Origin of the sequence: Paenibacillus enshidis (assembly GCF_042136365.1) — a bacterium.
Taxonomy (GTDB): Bacteria; Bacillota; Bacilli; order Paenibacillales; family Paenibacillaceae; genus Paenibacillus; species Paenibacillus enshidis.
Genome location: NZ_JBHHMI010000012.1, coordinates 63,888 through 83,663, shown reverse-complemented (window position 1 = coordinate 83,663; position 19,776 = coordinate 63,888). Strand labels below are relative to the sequence as shown.

The window sequence follows — 19,776 nt, the reverse complement described above, 5'->3', positions numbered from 1 at the left end:
CCCGTCCCTCCCGATTCGCCCTTGAACTGCCTGTGCCATTGACCTGAAAAAGCTTTGCCAAAAGGCAATTAAGATTTATTTTTTCAGACGTTCAACCAATTCCTCATATTCAGGGCTCTTCAGGAAGTTGTCGATGGAAATATGCTCCGCCTTCGGCGCAACCGTTTTGGCACGGTCAGTCAGCGTTTTCTGTGTAATAACGATGTCGGCGTCCTGCGGAATTTCGCTGATTGCCGTGTTCGTTACGACCACATCCACGCCGGCCTCCTTCATTTTCTTGCGGAGGATGGATGCGCCCATTGCGCTTGATCCCATACCCGCATCACAGGAGAATACGATTTTGTTGACATTTGTTTTCACATTGCTGGAAGCTATTGCTGCCGCACGATCCGCTTCACGGTTATCGGCAGCCACGGCTGCATTACCTGTTTTGCCTTGGTTCTTCATATCTTTCATGCGTTCAGACGCATCTTCCAGGTTATCATCTGTTTGCTTGCCTGTTTTCAGCAGAATCGCAGCAATGACGAAGGATACAACAGCTGCTACAACGACACCTGCCAGCATCGGCAGATAACCGCCTTTTGGCGTCATAAGGAAGTAAGCGAAAATACTTCCTGGCGAAGGAGCTGCTACCAGACCGGCGCCTGTAATCATAAATGTAAACGTACCTGCAACACCGCCTGCCATTGCGGCCAGGATCAAAATCGGTCTCATCAGAATGTACGGGAAGTAGATCTCATGAATACCGCCAAAAAAGTGGATGATCGCTGCACCTGGAGCGGAAGCTTTAGCCGTTCCGCGACCCAGGAAGCAATAAGCAAGCAGAATGCCAAGACCTGGACCAGGATTGGACTCCAGCATGAACAAAATCGATTTGCCCATCTGTGAGGCCTGCTCGGTTGCAAGTGGCGTCAAAATGCCGTGATTAATAGCATTGTTCAGGAACAATACTTTACCCGGCTCAATGAGCAGGTTAACGAGCGGCAGAAGTCCTGCATCCATCAAAAACTGTACACCAGCAGATAACACACTGCTGATCGCTTGAATAACTGGACCTATAATTGTATGCGCAAGCAGTGCAAGCGCCCCACCGATAATACCAGCGGAGAAGTTGTTGACCAGCATCTCAAAACCGGACTTTATTTTACCTTCAACCGCTTTGTCAAACTGTTTGATTACCCAGGCACCAAAGGGGCCTGCAGCCATTGCGCCGAGGAACATCGGAATGTCTGCACCGACAATGACACCGATGGTCATGATCGCGCCGACCACGCCACCACGCTGACCATGTACCATAGTACCACCCGTGTAACCAATAAGCAGCGGCAGCAGGTACGTAATCATTGGACCGACCAACGCTCCAAATGTTTCATTCGGGAACCAGCCTGTTGGAATAAAGAGGGCCGTGATTAACCCCCAGGCGATAAATGCGCCCATGTTTGGCATAACCATGCCGCTCAGGAAGCGTCCGAATTTTTGCACTCCAACGCGCAAGCCTCCGCCGCTTCCGGACTTAGCGTCCACTGAACTCATGTTAAAAACCTCCTCAATGTATTGAAACCTTAACAAGGATTCGTCAAAATTTGCTACTAAAACGAAGTAATTTGTCGCTTTTTGCGATTTTGTCAAACCCTTAGGTAAAAGGCCTCATATCCTTTTGCTTACCTTCATCCTAATTGAAAACGGTATCTCCATCAATAAAATGAAAATGCAGTTTCGTCATCAACGTTGATGACAGAATTTAAATTTAAGATTTTCAGGGGAATTTGACCCTTATGCCAATCGCAATTCCTCACACGACCAAAGTCGCATGTCTCCTGCGCGGTTATGAATATAGCCTAACCTTAATATAAACTAAGTTCCCCTGTATTAACCGTAATTCCCCTGAACATAATGTCTTTGCTCCAAATTTTTCGGATAAACGACAAAAAAGCATGACTGCTGTATCCCTCATGTAGGTATCAGGCTGCCATGCTTATAAAACATGCTTGCAAAAACGAATATACGCTTGTATATACTTTATGCGATTTTCTTGAAAAAAGTAATAAATAGGACAAATGCCCTATTTTTGAGTGAATGTTTCATTAAGCTTCTTCCACAAGACGACTGTACGCCTCTGCGCTCAGCAGCTTGCTCACCGCGTCATTAACATCGCCATTCACCCGGATTTCAAGCATCCAGCCATCCTCGTACGGAGAGCTGTTGACCAGTTCCGGCGAGTCCTGCAGCGACTCGTTCACTTTAATTACGGTGCCGCTTAACGGCGCATACAGGTCAGATACGGTTTTTACCGACTCGATCGTGCCTACGCTTGCACCGGCTTCCAGAGATGTTCCCTCCCCTGGCAGCTCGACAAAGACAATGTCGCCAAGCTGATGCTGCGCGAAATCGGATATGCCGACAAGCAGGGTACCTTCATCCGTAATTTTTACCCACTCATGCTCTTCGCTGTACAAATAGTTTTCTTTAACTTCGCTCATGTATACCGCTCCATTTCCACTGGAATTTCACACCATAAAACATTTCATTGTTCCCTTAAACTGTTCTTTGCAACTTCTCGTTTTCAACGTAAGATTAAGCCAAGCAAGATTTAAATGTCAATATAGCTTACAGAAAACCGCGTATTTTTTTCCGGATAGAAGCACTTTAGGAAGGGTAATGGCTTACATTTTGTAATCAGTCCTAAAAATATGACAAATTTATTGACATATGTCCGGTGATCGCGTATTAATGGTTATAGATTGAATAGCGGATGAACGTATAGGGAGAGATTACCGACATTCCGGGAAAAATGATGCGCCAAGGCGGCATCTGAACAGGCCCGAGCGGGGCGGCAGCATGGAGGGTGAGCCAGACCCGTGCTTGCTTTGCACCCGCGGAATCAGCAGGTAACGCCGAAGGAGTAAGCCGACGAGCGGTGAATCTCTCAGGCAAAAGGACCTTTACCGGACGCGACTCTGGAGAGAATCCGCGGCAGCGGGTCACCCAAGGGGAAACCTGTAATCATGCAGGGCAACTCTCAGGTATCAAGGACAGAGCTGAAGAATGGCAGGGCTGGGCAGCCATGCACCGTTCTTTGGCCTGTCCTTTTTTTGCTTTTTCATAAGCTATGCCAACTCTTTTGCGAGGTGAATTGTATTGACTGCATTGAAAAGAACACCGCTGTACCCGCTGTATGCCGGATATTCCGGCGTGCGCTGCATTGATTTTGGCGGCTGGGAGCTGCCTGTCCAGTTCAGCGGCATCCAAAAGGAGCACGAGGCCGTACGGGAACGTGCCGGACTGTTCGATGTCTCCCATATGGGAGAATTCAACGTTACAGGCACGGGAGCCGAAAGCTTTTTGCAGCGCGTAACGACCAACGATGTTTCCAAACTTGAAGACGGGCAGGCCCAGTATACGCTGATGTGTTATCCGGATGGAGGAGTCGTGGACGACCTGCTTGTTTACAAACGCAGTGTTGATTCCTATATGCTCGTCGTGAATGCCTCTAATATCGCAAAGGATTGGGAGTGGCTTCAGCAGCATAAACCGGATGATGCGCAAATGGAGAATATATCGGATCAAACTGCGCTGCTCGCCCTTCAAGGTCCTGCAGCAGCAGAGATCCTTTCCGTAGCCGTAGATAGCAATGTCGCTTCGCTCGGCTCCTTCCGCTTTATTGAACACGCCGGCTTATTCGGCGCATCCGCGCTTGTATCCCGCACAGGATATACAGGTGAAGACGGCTTCGAGATCTACTGCCGTGCTGAGGATGCCCCGCTGATTTGGCAGGGGCTGATGAAAGCGGGAGAAGCTCACGCGCTGGTGCCCACCGGGCTGGGTGCACGGGATACGCTGCGCTTTGAAGCAAAACTGCCGCTGTACGGTCAGGAGCTGTCTGCGACGATTTCCCCGCTGGAGGCGGGACTCAGCTTTTTCGTCAAGCTGGATAAAGGGCCGTTTATCGGACAGGAAGCGCTGCTTGCGCAAAAGGAGCAAGGGACTCCTCGCAAGCTCGTCGGTCTGGAAATGCTGGACCGCGGCATTCCACGTTCACATTACCCGGTATTCTTAGAATCAGAGCAGATTGGCGAAGTGACGACAGGCACACAGTCCCCTACTCTGAAGCGGAATCTGGGGCTTGCGCTGATTGACAGCCGTTTTGCCCAGCTTGGCACACAGGTTGAGGTGGAAATCCGGGGCAAACGCCTCAAAGCTGAGGTAGTCAAGGCACCATTCTACAAACGCACAAAATAGAGATAATCGGAACAGACCGGATATTGAGAGGAGCGCAGTCATGAATCAGCACAGATACTTACCGATGACCGAGCAGGATCGCGCCGAGATGCTTCGTACCGTCGGCGCCGACAGCATGGAGGACCTGTTCAAGGATATTCCCGAAAAAATTCGTTTCCAAGGTGAGCTTCCCGTTTCTTCCAGGCTGGATGAGCGGGCTCTGACCCGTCATATGTCGGCACTGGCCGGCAGAAATGCCAGCAGCGAGACCCACGCCAGCTTTTTGGGCGCAGGCATCTATGATCACCATATTCCGTCCGTGATCAATCATGTCATTTCCCGCTCGGAATTTTACACCGCCTACACCCCTTATCAGCCGGAAGTCAGCCAGGGCGAGCTGCAGGCCATTTTTGAATTTCAATCTTATATATGTGAGCTTACCGGCATGGCAGTAGCCAATGCCAGTATGTATGACGGCGCAACCGCGCTGGCCGAAGCAGGCAATCTGGCGGCAGCCGCCACGCGCCGCAAACGAATCGTCGTATCCCGCTCCGTTCATCCGGAGGCGCGTCAAGTGCTGAATACTTACGCACATGGCCTTAACCTGGAAATTGTGGAAGTGGGCTGCAAAAACGGCGTGACCGATCTTGAAGCGCTCACGGCAGCGGTAACAGAGGACACCGCCGCCGTGCTCGTGCAGAACCCCAATTTCTTCGGTTCTATTGAAAATATTAGGCCAATGGCCGATTTAATTCATGCACAGAAGGGTCTGCTAGTGGTCAGTTCCAATCCGCTCTCGCTCGGGCTGCTTGAAGCGCCGGGCAAGCTGGGGGCCGATATCGTCGTCGGTGACGCGCAGCCGCTTGGCATCTCCTCTTCGCTCGGCGGACCAACCTGCGGTTATTTCGCCGTATCCCAGGAACATATGCGCCGCATTCCGGGAAGAATCGTCGGCCAAACGAAGGACCGCAACGGCAAACGCGGCTTTGTCCTTACCCTGCAGGCACGCGAGCAGCATATCCGCCGCGAAAAAGCGACGTCAAATATTTGCTCCAACCAGGCGCTGCTTGCACTCTCCGCGTCCGTCTATATGTCCGTCATGGGCAGAAGCGGCATGGTCGAGGTGGCTGAGTTGAATCTGCATAAAAGCCGGTACGCCCTTGAACGTCTCACATCCCTGCCTGGAATAAAGACGGCGTTTACTTCCCCGACATTTAATGAGTTCGTGCTCATCCTGCCGGGGGATACAGATATGCAGACCTTGCAATCACGTCTGCTGGATGCCGGTTTTATCGGCGGCTACGATCTGGGCAGAGATTACGAAGAATACAAAAACCACATGCTGATCGCCGTAACGGAGCAAAGAACCAAAGAAGAGATTGACCAATTCGCATCGGTGCTGGAGGAATTGCTATGACTCAATCCGAACAAGATATGCCGCTGATTTTTGAACTGAGCCGTCCGGGCCGGGTTGCGTATTCACTGCCCGCATGCGACGTACCGCGCCGTCCTGCTGACGAGCTCATTCCTTCCGAGCTGCTGCGCAGCGAACCTGCGGCGCTGCCGGAAGTCTATGAGGTTGACGTCATCCGTCATTATACCGAGCTGTCCCGCCGCAACTTCGGGGTGGATAACGGTTTTTATCCGCTTGGCTCCTGTACGATGAAATACAACCCGAAGGTAAACGAAGATGTTGCCCGTTATTCCGGACTGGCGAAAATCCATCCTTACCAGCCGGAAGAAAGCATTCAGGGCGCACTTGAGCTGTTGCACACATTGCAAAACGATTTAGCCGGGCTTACAGGCATGGATGCCGTCACGCTGCAGCCTGCTGCCGGAGCTCACGGAGAGTGGACCGGCCTGATGATGATCCGCGCTTATCATGAAAGTCGCGGCGAGCGCCGCAGCAAAGTGATTGTGCCCGATTCCTCGCACGGAACGAATCCGGCGAGCGCCACGGTTGCCGGATTCGAGACGGTCACGATTCCATCAACCGCCAAGGGACTTGTTGACCTGGACGCTCTGCGCGCCGCCGTTGGCAGCGACACCGCCGCTCTTATGCTGACAAATCCGAATACTCTTGGACTGTTCGAAGAGCAAATCACGGAGATTGCGGAGATTGTGCATGAAGCCGGCGGACTGCTCTATTACGACGGAGCCAACTCCAACGCCATTATGGGCATTACCCGTCCGGGGGACATGGGCTTTGATGTCGTGCATTTGAATCTGCACAAAACGATGAGCACCCCGCACGGTGGTGGCGGCCCGGGAGCCGGCCCGGTCGGCGTCAAAAAGCTGCTCATTCCGTTTCTGCCAAAACCGCTTGTCGTCAAAAACGAGGACGGAACATACAACTGGGATACAGAGCAGGCTGATTCCATCGGCCGTGTCAAAGCATACTACGGCAACTTCGGCATTCTCGTCCGCGCTTATGCGTATATCCGCACCTACGGGCCAGAAGGCCTGCGTGCCGTATCAGAAGACGCTGTGCTGAATGCCAATTATATGATGCACCGGCTGGCACCTTACTACGAGATTCCGTATCCGGGTGTCTGCAAGCATGAATTTGTCATGTCCGGCCGTGGCCTGAAAAAATACGGCGTCCGCACCCTCGATGTCGCCAAACGACTGCTCGATTTCGGCTACCACCCGCCGACCGTATACTTCCCGCTGAACGTGGAGGAATGCATCATGATTGAGCCGACCGAAACGGAAAGCAAGGAAACGCTGGACGGCTTTATCGATACGATGATCCGCATTGCCAAGGAGGCGGAGGAGAACCCCGAGCTGGTGCTGAACGCCCCTTATACCACAACGGTCACACGCCTGGATGAAACGACCGCGGCGCGCAAGCCTGTTTTGAACTGCGCCTGCAGTTAATCCATTCCCCATTTCTGGGTGTCCCAAAAGGTCCATGGACCTTTTGGGACACCTTTTTGAACGTTTGAGACGCTCCAATAACGAAGTATTCCTCCAATCGCTATTACCTCCCAATTTATGGTAAATGATGTGTATTTCCTCGTTTTCGCCGTAAATCTCATTAACATCGACAAGATCTCATTAAGTAACATTGCATGTTACGAATATACAATTATTCCTAAAATGGTTCTTTTCCCCTATTCACGAGGTAAAAAAACCCTGGTAAATTGTTCTCATATAAAAAAATTAATTAAAATTTTGACATCTTACGACAATAGTAAACTCATTAAAAAGTGCGGACGAAACTGCAAGAGCAATGTTGGCCATTGTTACGCCAGTAAGCCGCCTAGTTTCGGAATACGACGGAAACCTCCGTCTTATTCATATTATTCCACGAAAGATTAGGGGGGTTGCGTGCAAATAAAGGCGGCACTTGATTGATTACTAGTGGTGAATGTTGAGCAGACAGCCTTACAAAAACTTTTATTATGAGACCGACAACTATGAAGGAGGCTAACTATGAGTAATCAAAGAGGAAATTACATCGACTTAACGGAAACGGTAAGCCTGTCTGAACCAGCGAGGCCGTACAGCCAATATGCGCCGGACATGCATGTTTCGGTCGGCTGTATCCCGTGTACCAGAGCCCACTTGTCGGCGGTTTCCGCTGCGCTCAAAGCCGGAGATGCAGAGACCGCCCGTGAAGAGATCGCCGCTTTGTTGGAGTACGATTTAACACCGGAGAAGCTGGCCGCCACACCGGAGAAAGACCGTGAGGTTTTAGCCAAATATGCGGCAAGTATTTCCTCTATTCAGAAAAAGTTAGCCGAACCTGTACCGGAGTTGACTGCGATCGCTGCATCACTCAAAGAAGCGCTCCGCTTCGCCAGAGCAGACGGTTTAGAGCATCCCGAAGTTCAAATACGGCTTGAACGATCAGAAGAACATGCGAATGGCTTGGAAAGGATTCGTTTCGCGCCTGAGAATCTGCAGCTGCTGGACGCGAAGATGCGCGAAGAAATTAAACAGGTGCTGCCTGAAATCCGTGAAGCGCGCCATAAACTTTTGAATGGTATTGTCACACCGGATGACCTTGAATGGGTGGCAGCCCGTTATGCTCAAATCTCGCGTAAAGTCAACGAAGAACCGGATCCGGAGACATTAGAACTTGCCCGGAAGGAAGCGACGGAACTGAACTCAAGATTTCGCATGGATGTACTGAAAGCCTGGGGAGGCCAATCGTATGAGTCAACCAGACAATGAGAAAGTGTATGACTTGGGCACGGCATGCAGCCTCGAAGACCATCGCCAGTGCCAGTTTTCCACTGTTGTCGGCATGGCGGCTGATATCAGTGAACAGGAAGGTCTGGATCTGTCGCCACAGCTCAAGGTGATAATGGAAACAAAGAAGCTAACGGAGAGCAGCATGAAATCGGCTCTCCGCGAATGGGTGAATACCATTCCAGAGAGCCAAAAAGAAGTTGCCGCAGATCTGCTCAATATCGCTGAAAACGGATAATGTTTAATCCGGTAATAAAACAAGCCGCTAGGTGCGCAAAACCACAGAGACTGCGCTGGTTAAATTAATGCCAGGATACCAGCCAGTTGCCGAATACTATGGAGGGGAGTCCGCCCCTCCATTTCTTATGTCCGTTTAATCGTTTCTTACTTACCCAGATATCCAACATTGTGTTGATTCTCCTCGAACCCAGCCCAGCCCAAACCTCAAAGCATCCCTTGAACAGGCAAAGCGTTCAAGACATACTCCCCTGCCAAGTGCCCGGAATTCTTCTGGAGAAGCGGAGCGTTCGCCTTTATCCCCGGATTTCTTCCACTGTCCAATCTAATCAGGGAAATCCGGGGATAACAGCGATCGGAAGAAGAATCCGGGTACGCCCGAATCCCGGGTGCGCCCCTAAAAAAAGCCGGCACCCCTTAAGGTACCGGCTGCTGTAAACTCAGCATGAGTATGTTTTGGAAAAAGATAAACCTAGTAAAAAACGGATAAAATTTTACCCTTCAATGCTCTGAACCAATGCAACAACCTCTTCGGCGGTCTGCATATCCAATGCTTGAGCCGCCAGCTTCTCCATGTCCGCACGGGACAGCTTGGAAATCTGGCTGCGTGCAGGCAGAATGGATGTCGCACTCATACTGAACTCATCCAGTCCCAGGCCTAGCAACAGAGGAATAGCTGTAGCATCCCCTGCCATCTCACCGCACATGCCGGCCCAACGGCCATTTGCATGAGCTGCGTCAATAACCATTTTAACCAGACGCAGAATCGCCGGGTTGTACGGTTGATACAAGTAAGACACCCGCTCGTTCATGCGGTCGGCCGCCATCGTATATTGAATCAGGTCGTTGGTGCCAATACTGAAGAAATCGACTTCCTTCGCAAATTGGTCCGCCAGCACCGCCGTTGACGGAATTTCCACCATGATACCGAGCTGAATGTCCTCAGACACCTGCACACCTTCGGAAGCAAGCTTCGCTTTCTCCTCCAGCAGAACTGCTTTAGCTTCACGGAATTCACCCAGTGTAGCGATCATAGGGAACATGATGCGCAGATTGCCGTGCACGCTGGCTCTCAGCAGAGCACGCAGCTGTGTCCGGAAAATATCCTGGCGGTCCAGGCAAAGACGAATCGCCCGGAAGCCCAGGAACGGGTTCATTTCCTTTGGCAGATCCAGATAAGGAAGCTCCTTGTCGCCGCCGATATCAAGTGTGCGGACTACGACAGGTTTGCCTTCCATTTTCTCCAGAACCGTTTTGTAAGCATTGTACTGTACGTCTTCCGAAGGAAGCTTGTCGCGTCCCATGTAAAGGAACTCCGTACGGTACAGACCTACGCCTTCCCCACCGTTCTCAAGCACACCTGCAACGTCGTTGGGTGTACCGATATTGGCGGCCAGCTCGACGTGAACACCGTCTGTCGAAACGGTCGCTTCGTCGCGCAGCTTGCGCCATTCTTCGCGCTGCTTGTCGTAAGCCTGCTGCTTCTGACGATATTCGGCGACCACTTCGTCGCTCGGATTCACAAACACCTCTCCATCCAAACCGTCCACGATGATCAGATCACCGCTTTTCGCTTGGGACAGAACGTCCTTCGTTCCGACGACAGCCGGAATTTCGAGCGAACGTGCCATAATAGCCGAGTGGGAAGTACGGCCGCCGATATTTGTGGCAAAACCTTTGACATATTTACGGTTCAATTGCGCTGTGTCGGAAGGTGTCAAATCTTCTGCGAGCACAATCGTTTCTTCGCTGATTTCAGCAGGGCTCATAAACTTCAGCCCAAGCAGGTGATTCAGCACACGTTTGGTAACGTCACGCATATCAGCTGCCCGTTCCTGCAGATATTCGCTCTTCATGTTTTCGAACATGGTAATGAACTGCGACGCCGTTTCATTCAGTGCAAATTCCGCATTCACTTGTTCGTTTTTGATTTTATCCTTAACCGGATCAATCAGCTCCGGATCGTTCAGAATGAGGAGGTGGGAAGCGAAAATTTCCGCTTTCTTCTCTCCCAATTCCTGAAGAGTCCGTTCCTTGATTTTCTCCAGCTCGGACTGCGACTGTGCCAATGCTGCGTCCAGCTTCGCAATTTCCGCTTCGACATCTGTTACTGTGCGTTTTTCTACAGAGTAATCAGGGTGCTCCAAGATAAACGCCTTGGCGATAGCGATGCCTGCCGAGGCAGCAATCCCGGAGATTTTAAGCATTTACTTCGCCCAGCCCTTCTTTAACCATAACATCTTCCAGCGCTTGCAGAGCTTCTGCTTCGTTTCCGCCTTCACAGATGATATTGATCGTATCGCCTTTTTCCAGACCCAGGGACAGTACGCCCAGGATGGATTTCAAGGTAACTTTTTTGCCGTTGGCTTCAGCAAAGGATTCTACACCGCTGAATTTTGTCGCCGTGTTCACCAGAGCTGTTGCCGGACGTGCATGGATACCGTCTTCGTCAGTGATTGTAAATGTTTTTTGCATGATGATTCTCCCACTTTCTGAATATATTATTGTAAATCTGCCGCTTGCTGATATACTATCAACCGCTTATGCCCATAGAACGCTCCCGCGGTCCTGGGACCGCTGCGGAACGTTCACTATAGAAGCAGATCGTTACTATTTTATCGTAATAATATTATCTTCGCCAGCTTTGAGTGTTCCGTTCTTGTCCAGCGTGACTCCGGCACCCTGTGGCAGGTTGGAGAAAATGATCGCAGAGATGATCGATTTGGCATTCTCCTTCACGTACTCCAGATCGACTTTCATGATCGGCTGTCCTGCAGATACAAGGTCTCCCTCGTTCACGAGCACCTCAAAGCCCTGCCCTTTCAGCTTCACGGTATTGACACCGATATGCACGAGAACTTCCTTGCCGCCATCGGACATAATGCCCACCGCATGCTTGCTCGGGAACACGTTGAACACCTTACCATACACCGGAGAAACAATGTTGCCGTCATGCGGCAGCACCGCAAATCCGTCACCGGTCATTCGCTCGGAAAATACTGGATCCGGCACTTCGGTAATCGAAAGCAGTTCACCGTTTACCGGCATAACGATATCCTCGGCGATAATGGCTTGCCCTGCTTCACCGGCCGCTTTTTCAGCTGCAGGCTCAGGAGCGGCAGCGGGTGCAGGTGTGCGTCCTGCCATAATATCCTGCATCTGCGATTTGATCGTATCGGAACGTGTACCGAAAATCGCCTGCACGTTATTGCCGACTTCCAGCACGCCGGAGGCGCCGAGCTGTTTCAGGCGGTTTTTGTCAACATTGGCTTTCTCATTGACTTCAATCCGCAAACGTGTAATACATGCATCCAGATGCTTGATATTGGACGAACCACCAAATGCCGCCAAAATATTGTGTGGAAGATCGTCATTGCCTCCGCCGCCGCCAGTACTCTCATTTTCTTCGGTCTGCTCTTCGCGTCCCGGCGTCTTGAGATTAAACTTGCGGATGATGAAGCGGAAGCCGAAGTAGTAGATCACAGCCAGCACAAGACCAACGATAATGACATTCCACCAAGGGGTTCGGTTCGGCAGGACCCCAAAGATCAGGAAGTCGATAAATCCGCCGGAGAACGTCATTCCGATTTTTACGTTCAGCAGATACATCGTCATGAAGGACAAGCCCGCAAAGATCGTATGCACTGCGAACAGCAGCGGAGCTACGAACAGGAAGGAGAATTCAAGCGGCTCCGTAATACCTGTCAGGAACGAAGTCAATGCAGCGGAACCCATGATGCCTGCCACATATTTTTTGTGCTCCGGTCTTGCTTCGTGATACATGGCCAAAGCTGCGGCAGGAAGCCCGAACATCATAAACGGGAACTTACCAACCTGGAATGCGCCTGCGGTGAATGGCACGCCATCTCTCAGCTGAGCCATGAAAATGTGCTGATCACCGCGGATAACCTGACCTGCTTTGTTGACATATTCACCGAACTCAAACCAGAACGGAGAATAGAAAATGTGGTGCAGCCCGAAAGGAATCAGAGCGCGTTCGATCACACCGAAAATAAAGGTTGCCAGTACAGGATTCGTATCCACCATAAAGTGGGACACCGCGTTCAGGAAACCTTGAACCGGCGGCCAGATGACCACCAGCAGCAAGCCGATGATCAGTGCGCCAAGCGATGTTGCAATCGGAACAAACCGTTTGCCGGCAAAAAAGCCGAGATAGGACGGAAGCTCGATTTTGAAGAAACGATTGTACATCGCTGCCGCCAGGATACCGATAATAATACCCCCGAAAACACCCGTTGATAGTGTCGGAATCCCGAGCACCGTTGCATATCCGGGAATCTGCTGTGCGACAAGCCCTGGCGTTACGCCCACCGCAGTACCCAGCGTCACGTTCATGATCAGATAACCGATGATGGCGGCAAGACCCGCAACACCCTCGCCGTTGGCCAAACCGACGGCAACACCAACCGCGAACAACAGCGCCAGATTGTCAAAGACAATTTGTCCGGCATTCATCATGATGGTCGCAACGGATTCGACCCAGCCAGCACCCAGGAAAGGCATGTACTGAACCAAATCCGGGTTAATCAGCGCGTTGCCGATCCCCAGCAGCAAACCCGCCGCAGGCAGGATGGCCACGGGAAGCATCAAAGCTTTACCGACACGCTGCAAAACGCCGAAAAGCTTTTTAAACATAAAACCCACATCCTTCGATAATATTCATCTCAAAACAACAACCGAAAAGAACGCAAAAAAAGCATGAGCTAATAAAAGCATAAAGTTTACAACCTTGGGATGTAGCTTTCCCCTGAAAGGCTGTCTCCAATCATACTTTAATCAACTCATGCCTGATCGAATCAGTAACACGTTTTCATCTTCAATTGTTGTTTTGCTTATTGACGAGAGTCATTGTAGCACCACTTGTCGAAATATGCAACCCTTTTCATCACAAATTTTTCAGCTTTCTTCCTTCCGCTGCTGCAGCCGCTGAAGGTGCATCGTCAAATAGCTGACCTCCGCCGGGTAGACAGGCTGATGAAGCCGGTTTTCCATAATTTTCGTCAGCTTCCATGCCAGCATATACATTTCCGGGTACTCTGCGTTCAGTAACTTGTCGAGCTTATGCATTTCCTGAACCTTCTCCCCGCGCCGGATTCTCTCCAGTGCAAATCTCAGATGGGTCAACAGCCGGGAATAATCCAAGGAATCTGTAGGGATTTTATAATCAAGCGTCTGCTCCACGACCTGTACCAGATCCGAAATAAGCTGTGAATGCTCCTTGACCTGGGAAATATGCTGGTTGGTCAAAGCGCTGTAAATATGGAGCGCGATGAAACCGATTTCGTCACTACCCAAATCAATGTTCAGCTTGTCACGGATTTTTCGGACCGCAGATTCAGCCAGTTTATATTCCTCCGGGTAGATTTCCTTCGTCTCGTACAAGAACGGATTATGAATCGTAATTCCCTGCTCTTTACGTTTCATGGCGAAGGCAATATGGTCCGTTAAAGCAATATGGATATGCTGGTTCAAAGGAGCGTTAACCTGGCCTTCAATATCATGAATGACTTCGCCGATAATTTCGATCAGCTTCTCATCCACCTGCGGAAGGAGCTGCTTGTACTGCTCCTGCTCATCCTGATTGGTCAGGATAAACATTTTCTCAACAGCGTCCAGTGAAATCTGATCTCTGGATTTACGGTTGAAGCCGATTCCTTTTCCAATGACGACAACTTCCTGATAATCCGGATGTATGCCTATGATGACGTTATTATTGAGTACTTTGGACACTTGTAGGCTGCTCACATTCGCACCTCATTTTTATACCCACTTCTGTCAGCTAAAAGTAACAAATAATACGCTGCAGGTCAAATAGAAGTGCTTTAGCAATGCCTTTAGTGACAAAAAAAGGCCGACCTCAGCCAATAAATGACTGAGAGCAGCCTTTCCTGCACATCTGAAAACTACAGAGATGCCTTATAAATAGCTACAACATCCTCACGCTGCAGCTTGTTGAAGCCGCCGAAAGGCCCGAAACGCACCGCTTTATCTGCCATCAGTTCGATATCCTTATCGCCGATATCGTAGTCAGCCAGACGGCTTGGGGCACCAATGGAGGTCCAGAAGTCACGCAACGCCTGAATGCCTTCTTCGCCAACTTGCTCATCGCTCTTGCCTTCCGGATTCACATTGAACACATTGACCGCAAGCCGCTTGAAGCGTTCCGGCTTCACATGCAGGCTATATGTCATCCAGTTCGGGAAGATAATCGCGAGTCCTCCGCCGTGCGGAATATCGTATACAGCCGATACGGCGTGCTCAATATTATGGGTTGCCCAATCACCCGCCAGCCCCATGTTCAGGAATCCGTTCAGCGCCATGGTGCCGCAGTACATAATCGTCTCGCGCAGCTCGTAGTTTTCGAGATCCTCCACAAGCTTCGGTGCCGTTTCAATGACAGTCCGCAAAACGGTTTCACACCAGCCCAACTGTACATGAGTATTGGTTTCCAGATGGAAATAATGCTCCAACACATGGGTCATCATATCAACCATACCGTATATCGTTTGATCCTTAGGCAGCGTGAAAGTAAACGCAGGATCAAGAATGGAAAACGCCGGGTAAGCGAGCGGACTGCCCCAGCCCATTTTTTCCTGGGTGGCTTCATTCGTAATTACCGAGCCGCCGTTCATCTCTGAGCCGGTCGCCGCCATCGTCAGCACCGTACCAAGCGGAAGCGCATCCTGGGGAACAGCTTTACGCTCCACAAAATCCCACATATCCCCGTCATATTTGGCACCGACGGCAATCGCCTTCGCACAGTCAAGCACACTGCCCCCGCCAACCGCCAAAATCAGCTCGATGTGATTGGTCTTGCACAATTCCACACCTTTATGTACCGTCGAAAGACGCGGATTTGGCTCAACGCCTGCAAGTTCCGTTACTTCTGCATCGCTTTCACGAAGCAAACCAATCACCTGATCATACAGGCCGCTGCGTTTAATGCTGCCGCCTCCGTATACAAGAAGCACACGTTTGCCGTATTTCGGAACCTCACGTTTGAGCAGTTCAAGCTGGCCCTTGCCGAAGATTAAACGGGTCGGATTGCGAAAATCAAAAGCTTTCATCGTAAAAGTTCGCCTCCAATATTTAGTATAGTTTCTATCTCCACTTTATTATTATATTCCTCTCAGGCACAATAAACAAAGTACAACGTTATATTTCCGACAATTTAATATCTACAAATGTTTCTACCAAAAAAAGAAAGCCGTATTGTACATGGGATTTCCCCATACAACTGCGACTTTCCGTTTTTTTCTTTTTATTGTCAGACCGGAAGATAACCAAGACTGGTGAGAAAACGGTGGAAGGCAGCCTGTCCTTCATCGTTTCTTTTGAATACACCAGCATGCTCCAGAATCGTGCTAAATTTCAATCCGACCTCATTTTGCAGCAGACGCACGGCTTCTTCCTTCTCCATACTCCGTCCAAATCTGCCGATTAATTCGTCGATCCAGCCAGCATGCTTGTGCAGCAGATGGTCATCCTGTGCTGCCGCCTCCGCAAGCGCCACATCTCCGGACAGAATATCCGCGATTGCGTCCAGCTCTTCCTTCAACCGGCCCGGGAGAATGGCAAGGCCCATGACCTCGATCAGACCGATGTTTTCTTTCTTCAGATGATGCATCTCCCGGTGTGGATGAAATATCCCTTCCGGATGTTGTTCGCTGGTCCGGTTGTTCCGCAACACAAGATCCATTTCATAGCTGCCGTCCAGCCCACGTCGTACAATTGGTGTCACCGTATTATGCGGCACCTGTTCCCCATCGGCTGCGGAGAAAGCCAGCACATCTACCGACGGATCGCTGTACTGTTTCCACGCTTCATACAAAGCATCGCCTGCTTCCAGCAATTGCTCCGGATCGGCAGACGTGAAGCGCACCACCGACATCGGCCATTTCACAACAGCCGCCTGCACAGCCGGATAGGAAGGATGCGTGAATACCTGTTCTTTTTCCGCATTTTGAATCGCAAACGTATGCCGTCCTCCCTGGAAGTGATCATGGGTCAGTATCGATCCGCCCACGATAGGCAGGTCCGCATTCGAGCCGATAAAATAGTGCGGGAAAGCATCGGTGAACGACAGCAGACGCCGCAGCGTATCACGTGTCAATTTCATAGGTACATGATCATGATGAAATACGATGCAGTGCTCGTTGTAGTATACATACGGTGAGTATTGGAAGAACCACGGCTCTCCATTCATATCCAGCGGAATAATGCGCAGATTTTGCCGTGCTGGATGGTTCAGCCGTCCCGCATAACCGACATTTTCCCTGCAAAGCTGGCATTTTGGGTATACAGGCGGCGGCAGCAGCTTGGCCATGGCAATTTCCTCCGGGCTCTTCTCCGGCTTGGACAGGTTGATCGTAATTTCCATATCCCCATATGACGTCGGCTGCTTCCAGTATACATTTTTGTTCACACGATCCATCCGGATGTAGTTGGAATCAATGGACAAGCGGTAAAACCAATCCGTCGCCGCTTCAATACCTGCTTCCGCCGCCTTCTCCCGAAATGACCGTACCACTTCCGACGGTCTGGCCATCAGCATGCCCATAATTTTGGCATCCAGCAGATCCCGGTACGTATCGGTGTTTTCTGGAATCAGACCGATCTCATAGCCATAATCAATCAAAACGTCCAGCGCCGACTGCGGACTGTCAAGCACGGCGGCACCCGCCTCCCCGGCAAAGGGCTCGTCAAAGCCGAACCGTTCAAGCAGCAAATTACGACTGTAATCGATATCAGCCTCTTCAATCAATCCGCGGGATGTCGCAAAGGCGGTCAGGCGCTCGATGGCCTCAAGTGCCGCCTCCCGCAATCCGGACTGCTCCTCAGACACAGAAGTCTTCACTTCGTCAGTCATGGTGTAGCTCCTCCCTAGTTGTCACCATATCCATTTGGGCGGGACTGATGCCAGTTCCACGCGCCCTGGATGATGTCCTCAAGCTTCGTACGGCTTGGTGTCCAGCCCAGCACGCTGCGGGCTTTATCCGAGGAAGCCACCAGCACCGCCGGATCACCGGCACGCCGCGCTTCCATAACGACCGGTATATCCAATCCTGTCACCTGTTTGGCCGTTTCAATGACCTGTTTGACCGAGAAGCCCTGACCGTTGCCCAGGTTGAAAATATCGCTGTTATTGCCTTTACGCAGGTAATCTACAGCACGCAGATGGGCGTCAGCCAGATCGCTGACATGAATATAGTCACGGATGCAGGTGCCATCAGGGGTATCATAGTCTTCCCCGAACACCGAGATATGTGGCCGCTGCTTCAGGGCCGCCTGCAGCACAAGCGGAATCAGATGGCTCTCCGGACGGTGATCCTCACCGATTTTACCACTCTCATGCGCCCCGGCCGCGTTGAAATAACGGAGAGACACGTACTTGATGCCCAGCACTTTATCAAACCAGGCCATCATGCGCTCCATCATGAGCTTGGTTTCACCATAGACGTTGGTAGGCTCTGTCCGGTCCCCTTCTTCAATCGGCACCTTCTCAGGCTCGCCGTAGGTCGCAGCCGTGGAAGAGAATACGATTTTGGAAACACCCGCCTCCTTCATCGCCTCAAGCAGGCAGAGCGTCCCGAATACGTTGTTGTCATAGTACTTACCCGGGTTCTGCATGCTTTCTCCAACGAGTGAATTTGCCGCAAAGTGAATGACTGCATCAATCTCATTTTCCTTGAACACTTTGGCAAGCAGTTCCTTGTCGCGCAGATCTCCCTCATACAGCTTGCCGCCAAGCAGCGAACCTCGATGACCAGTCTGCAAGTTATCCACAACTACAACATTTTCGCCTCTGTCCAGCAGAGCCGCAACTGTATGAGAACCAATATACCCGGCTCCACCTGTCACCAAAATCGTCATCGTCACATGTCTCCTTTCAGTTCTTTAACTCCGTCGCCTACTCCGCAAACGTAAAAGCTGCCTTCAAGTCCGGTACGCGTCTTATACGCCTCACCGACCTGCTTTACAAACTGATCCACATCCCCTTCATGCACCAGGGAAACTGTACAGCCTCCAAAACCCGCGCCTGTCATACGTGCCCCGAGCGTTCCAGGAATGCGCCGTGCTTCCTCCACCATCACATCCAGCTCCGTGCAACTGACCTCATAGAGGTCGCGCAGGGAATCATGGGACGCATTCATTAGCTGTCCGAATGTGACCAGGTCGTTTTTGCCCAGTGCCTCGACCGAGGCCAGCACACGGGCGTTTTCTTCAACCACGTGCCGGGCCCGTCTTCTGACCGTCTCATCTTCGATCCGGTTCTCCAGCACCTTGAACTGCTCCTCAGTGAGCTGTGCCAGATATTCCAGCGAGGGCATCTCCTTGCGCAAAATATCCAGCGCTTCGACGCATTGGGTGCGGCGCTCATTATAAGCGGAGTCCACCAACCCCCGCCGTTTGTTCGTATTGCCGATGATCAATTTATAATTGCCCGTCTTAAACGGTACCTTCTTATATTCCAGAGTGTCACACATCAGCAGGATCGCATGATCCTTGGCGCCGTTGGCCACAGCAAACTGGTCCATGATGCCGCAGTTCACGCCGACATAACGGTTCTCGGCCCGCTGGGAGAGCAGGGCGATTTCAACGGTGTCCGTTGCCTGTCCCTCAAGGGACAGCAGCGTGTAACCCGTAACCACCTCAATCGATGCCGAAGAAGACAATCCCGCACCGTTTGGAATCTCTCCGTGGAACAGCAAATCGTATCCGCTGGAGAGCTCAATGCCTTTTTCCTTCAGTTCAACGATCACGCCGACCGGGTAATCCACCCATTCGCCTGTTTTCTGTTTGCCGGCGTCTTTGACGGGTATGACCATCTCATATTCAAAATTGGTGGAAGCAAAATGCAACTCGTCATCATCCCTTGCCCGTACCACCAGTGTCGTTCCGAATTCTAGTGCCGCAGGCAGCACATATCCGCCGTTATAGTCGATATGCTCCCCAATCAGGTTGACCCTGCCCGGCGCCTGAAACAGGCGCACAGGCTGGGCTCCGTCCCCGTATTTTTGCTTAAATTGTTCTGTCAGCTCATGTGTATTCACTTATTATCCACCCCACTGCAATAGTCAGTTCTTGATCATATGCGGC

15 protein-coding genes and 2 riboswitches are annotated in these 19,776 nt (G+C 51.1%); of the genes, 5 read left to right on the top strand and 10 right to left on the bottom strand.

Going from position 1 to position 19,776, the window contains the following annotated elements; genetic code table 11:
* Positions 1-75: 75 nt before the first annotated feature.
* Both ACE41H_RS15035 and gcvH read right to left on the bottom strand, forming a co-directional pair.
* Complete coding sequence (locus ACE41H_RS15035; RefSeq protein ID WP_375356177.1) at positions 76-1,533, bottom strand: PTS mannitol transporter subunit IIBC; 1,458 nt, start codon at positions 1,531-1,533, stop codon at positions 76-78.
* Between the two features lie 551 nt (positions 1,534-2,084).
* Complete coding sequence (gcvH, locus tag ACE41H_RS15030; protein WP_375356175.1) at positions 2,085-2,480, bottom strand: glycine cleavage system protein GcvH; 396 nt, start codon at positions 2,478-2,480, stop codon at positions 2,085-2,087.
* A 352-nt stretch (positions 2,481-2,832) separates the two neighbouring features.
* Positions 2,833-2,952, top strand: a riboswitch (glycine riboswitch).
* Positions 2,953-3,046: riboswitch (glycine riboswitch) on the top strand.
* A gap of 92 nt (positions 3,047-3,138) precedes the next feature.
* Between gcvH and gcvT the strand changes: the two genes are divergently transcribed.
* From gcvT to ACE41H_RS15005, 5 genes are all read left to right on the top strand, one after another.
* On the top strand, positions 3,139-4,239 hold the full coding sequence (gcvT, locus tag ACE41H_RS15025; RefSeq protein WP_375356173.1) for a glycine cleavage system aminomethyltransferase GcvT: 1,101 nt from the start codon (positions 3,139-3,141) through the stop codon (positions 4,237-4,239).
* 40 nt (positions 4,240-4,279) lie between these two features.
* A complete protein-coding gene (gcvPA, locus tag ACE41H_RS15020; protein WP_375356172.1) occupies positions 4,280-5,635 on the top strand; it encodes an aminomethyl-transferring glycine dehydrogenase subunit GcvPA in 1,356 nt (451 codons plus the stop codon).
* Positions 5,632-7,098, top strand: a complete 1,467-nt coding sequence (gene gcvPB / locus ACE41H_RS15015; protein ID WP_375356170.1) for an aminomethyl-transferring glycine dehydrogenase subunit GcvPB — start codon at positions 5,632-5,634, stop codon at positions 7,096-7,098. Before gcvPA ends, gcvPB begins: the two co-directional genes overlap by 4 nt.
* Before the next feature lie 558 nt (positions 7,099-7,656).
* Entirely contained in the window at positions 7,657-8,400 is a 744-nt protein-coding gene (locus tag ACE41H_RS15010; protein WP_305752890.1) for a hypothetical protein, read from the top strand.
* A complete protein-coding gene (locus ACE41H_RS15005; protein ID WP_375356169.1) occupies positions 8,381-8,656 on the top strand; it encodes a hypothetical protein in 276 nt (91 codons plus the stop codon). Before ACE41H_RS15010 ends, ACE41H_RS15005 begins: the two co-directional genes overlap by 20 nt.
* Before the next feature lie 493 nt (positions 8,657-9,149).
* Here ACE41H_RS15005 and ptsP read toward each other — a convergent pair whose 3' ends face one another.
* From ptsP to ACE41H_RS14965, 8 genes are all read right to left on the bottom strand, one after another.
* Positions 9,150-10,862, bottom strand: a complete 1,713-nt coding sequence (gene ptsP / locus ACE41H_RS15000) for a phosphoenolpyruvate--protein phosphotransferase (RefSeq protein ID WP_375356168.1) — start codon at positions 10,860-10,862, stop codon at positions 9,150-9,152.
* Positions 10,855-11,130, bottom strand: a complete 276-nt coding sequence (locus ACE41H_RS14995; RefSeq protein WP_355320510.1) for an HPr family phosphocarrier protein — start codon at positions 11,128-11,130, stop codon at positions 10,855-10,857. Before ACE41H_RS14995 ends, ptsP begins: the two co-directional genes overlap by 8 nt.
* 135 nt (positions 11,131-11,265) lie before the next feature.
* A complete protein-coding gene (gene ptsG, locus ACE41H_RS14990) occupies positions 11,266-13,311 on the bottom strand; it encodes a glucose-specific PTS transporter subunit IIBC (protein ID WP_375356167.1) in 2,046 nt (681 codons plus the stop codon).
* A 261-nt stretch (positions 13,312-13,572) separates the two neighbouring features.
* Complete coding sequence (glcT, locus tag ACE41H_RS14985) at positions 13,573-14,421, bottom strand: glucose PTS transporter transcription antiterminator GlcT (protein WP_375356166.1); 849 nt, start codon at positions 14,419-14,421, stop codon at positions 13,573-13,575.
* Positions 14,422-14,579: 158 nt separating this feature from the next.
* Complete coding sequence (locus ACE41H_RS14980; protein ID WP_375356164.1) at positions 14,580-15,743, bottom strand: iron-containing alcohol dehydrogenase; 1,164 nt, start codon at positions 15,741-15,743, stop codon at positions 14,580-14,582.
* Between the two features lie 200 nt (positions 15,744-15,943).
* On the bottom strand, positions 15,944-17,545 hold the full coding sequence (locus tag ACE41H_RS14975; RefSeq protein ID WP_375356162.1) for a UDP-glucose--hexose-1-phosphate uridylyltransferase: 1,602 nt from the start codon (positions 17,543-17,545) through the stop codon (positions 15,944-15,946).
* 14 nt (positions 17,546-17,559) lie between these two features.
* Positions 17,560-18,549 (bottom strand): UDP-glucose 4-epimerase GalE, encoded by a 990-nt coding sequence (galE, locus tag ACE41H_RS14970; protein ID WP_375356161.1) that lies wholly within the window; start codon positions 18,547-18,549, stop codon positions 17,560-17,562.
* Between the two features lie 2 nt (positions 18,550-18,551).
* Positions 18,552-19,730 carry a galactokinase gene (locus ACE41H_RS14965; RefSeq protein WP_375356160.1) on the bottom strand — a complete coding sequence of 393 codons (1,179 nt, stop codon included), beginning with the start codon at positions 19,728-19,730 and terminating at the stop codon, positions 18,552-18,554.
* Positions 19,731-19,776 lie beyond the last annotated feature (46 nt).

Bases quoted from the DNA above. Each gene is read 5' to 3' on its own strand.
- ACE41H_RS14975 (WP_375356162.1), bottom strand. From the start codon at position 17,545: ATGACTGACGAAGTGAAGACTTCTGTGTCTGAGGAGCAGTCCGGATTG.
- gcvPA (WP_375356172.1), top strand. From the start codon at position 4,280: ATGAATCAGCACAGATACTTACCGATGACCGAGCAGGATCGCGCCGAG.
- ACE41H_RS14980 (WP_375356164.1), bottom strand. From the start codon at position 15,743: ATGAAAGCTTTTGATTTTCGCAATCCGACCCGTTTAATCTTCGGCAAG.
- ACE41H_RS15035 (WP_375356177.1), bottom strand. From the start codon at position 1,533: ATGAGTTCAGTGGACGCTAAGTCCGGAAGCGGCGGAGGCTTGCGCGTT.
- gcvPB (WP_375356170.1), top strand. From the start codon at position 5,632: ATGACTCAATCCGAACAAGATATGCCGCTGATTTTTGAACTGAGCCGT.
- gcvH (WP_375356175.1), bottom strand. From the start codon at position 2,480: ATGAGCGAAGTTAAAGAAAACTATTTGTACAGCGAAGAGCATGAGTGG.
- ACE41H_RS15005 (WP_375356169.1), top strand. From the start codon at position 8,381: ATGAGTCAACCAGACAATGAGAAAGTGTATGACTTGGGCACGGCATGC.
- galE (WP_375356161.1), bottom strand. From the start codon at position 18,549: ATGACGATTTTGGTGACAGGTGGAGCCGGGTATATTGGTTCTCATACA.
- ptsP (WP_375356168.1), bottom strand. From the start codon at position 10,862: ATGCTTAAAATCTCCGGGATTGCTGCCTCGGCAGGCATCGCTATCGCC.
- ACE41H_RS15010 (WP_305752890.1), top strand. From the start codon at position 7,657: ATGAGTAATCAAAGAGGAAATTACATCGACTTAACGGAAACGGTAAGC.
- ACE41H_RS14995 (WP_355320510.1), bottom strand. From the start codon at position 11,130: ATGCAAAAAACATTTACAATCACTGACGAAGACGGTATCCATGCACGT.
- ptsG (WP_375356167.1), bottom strand. From the start codon at position 13,311: ATGTTTAAAAAGCTTTTCGGCGTTTTGCAGCGTGTCGGTAAAGCTTTG.